Origin of the sequence: Mesorhizobium sp. M5C.F.Ca.IN.020.32.2.1, from assembly GCF_004023105.1 — a bacterium.
In the GTDB taxonomy this organism is placed as follows: domain Bacteria; phylum Pseudomonadota; class Alphaproteobacteria; order Rhizobiales; family Rhizobiaceae; genus Mesorhizobium; species Mesorhizobium wenxiniae.
Map to the genome: position 1 here is coordinate 1 of NZ_RZSX01001145.1, position 1,629 is coordinate 1,629.

At 60.8% G+C, this 1,629-nt stretch carries 1 protein-coding gene and 1 pseudogene; both read right to left on the reverse strand.

The features are described from left to right. Window positions 1-432: pseudogene (locus EOA86_RS33740) on the reverse strand (asparagine synthetase B); the annotation flags it as partial. Window positions 433-436: 4 nt separating this feature from the next. Further along, entirely contained in the window at window positions 437-1,402 is a 966-nt protein-coding gene (gene nadE / locus EOA86_RS33745) for an NAD(+) synthase (protein ID WP_128345500.1), read from the reverse strand. Window positions 1,403-1,629: the final 227 nt, after the last annotated feature.

Here is a 1,629-nt window from a genome sequence, read left to right on the forward strand (position 1 = left end):
GCCAAACCGATCGCGCGATAACACGAGACGACCCGCCACCGAGTCCCAGATTGCGACCGCCCATTGCCCGTTCATCCGCTCGAAGGCAGCCTCGCCCCACGCGCGATAGGCATGGACGATGACCTCTGTGTCGCTATGGGTGCGGAAGCGGTGGCCGAGGGCGATCAATTTTTCACGCAGATCTAGGTAGTTGAATATCTCGCCGTTGAAGACGATCCAAGTCGTGTCGCCCGCATCCGCGAGTGGCTGCTGGCCGTTGGAGAGATCGACGACGGAAAGGCGGGCATGCGCCAATCCCGCGCGTTTGTCGCGGTAGAGGCCGCGCTCGTCAGGACCGCGATGCGCGAGTGCGCCCACCATGCGCATCAGTGCCTCCCGCGAAGGAGGCGCCGCGTAGGCGCCTAGTGAGATGATTCCGGCGATGCCGCACATCCGGTCAGCCCTCGCCCATGGCAGTGGTCGGCAAAGGCCGTGCGTGAAGATAGCGTGCGGCACGCCGTTTGCTGTCGATGTCCTTGAAGACTTTCTGAACCTGGGCCGCGGTGAGGCCGGCAGCTGCCGCGACCTCGTCGACAGAAATTCCGTGGTTCAAGCCGTAGAGGCACAGATCCATCAGATGGTAAGGCAGCGCGAAATAGAATTCCTCCTGACTCTGGGCCATGGAGAAAGTGTCCGTGGTCGGCGGCCGCCGCCGGACCTCTTCATCCACCCCAAGGTATTCAGCCAGCTGGTAGACCTGGGTCTTGTAGAGGTGGACGATTGGCATCAGATCGGCAATTCCGTCGCCCTGCTTGACGAAAAAGCCTTGGTCATGCTCCAGGCGGTTTGGCGTACCTGCAACGGCATAGTTGAGGCGGTCCGCATGGTAGTACTCGGTCATCTTGCGCAGGCGCTGCTTGTAGTTGGTTGCAGCAACGATCTGCAGATAGGCTGCCGGCGACAGACGCACCGTATCGGTCTTGCCCTCGGGATCCTGAACCGTGAGGCGTGTGATGTTGAGACCGTTGCTCTCGAGAACTGACGCGAGCACGAGCTTGCATTTCCAGCCGTCGCCGTACTGGGGAACGACCGTCTGGATCGCTTCGATCTGTCGGCGATAGGCGCCGACGGCCTCAAGTGCTGGTGCTAGGTCTTCCAGGATCGTATCGATGCCAAGCTGGGCTGCGACGCTGCGGCCAAGCCTTAGCGAATCGCCGGAGGAATGGCGGTCCGGCATGAATATGCCCAAGACCTTGTCTTTCCCGAACGCGCGTGCGCACAAGGATGCGACAACGGAACTGTCGATACCCCCGGAGAGGCCGACAACCACGCCACGACGCCGCAGCGTGCCAAAAACCTGCTCGCGCAGGATCTGAACGATGCGATCGACCTCCGCGCGAGCATCGAGCACCAGCGTGCCCATGCTGAATTGTGAGATCAAGTCGATGGTCTGTACTCCCGTTTGTGAAGCTCAGCCGCAGAATAGGTTTGCTTCAACGCATTCTCGATGAGTGGGCGGTTGGTCGCGAGATAGGGCTCTGTGACCATATCGAAGTGACTGCCAACGACCGGAATCACATCCAGATGCGCGAAAGCGCCATCCCACCCTATGGCCAGAGGCATATTGGGCCGAGCGCAGCGGAAGAGGAT

Bases quoted from the DNA above. Each gene is read 5' to 3' on its own strand.
- nadE (WP_128345500.1), bottom strand. From the start codon at position 1,402: ATGGGCACGCTGGTGCTCGATGCTCGCGCGGAGGTCGATCGCATCGTT.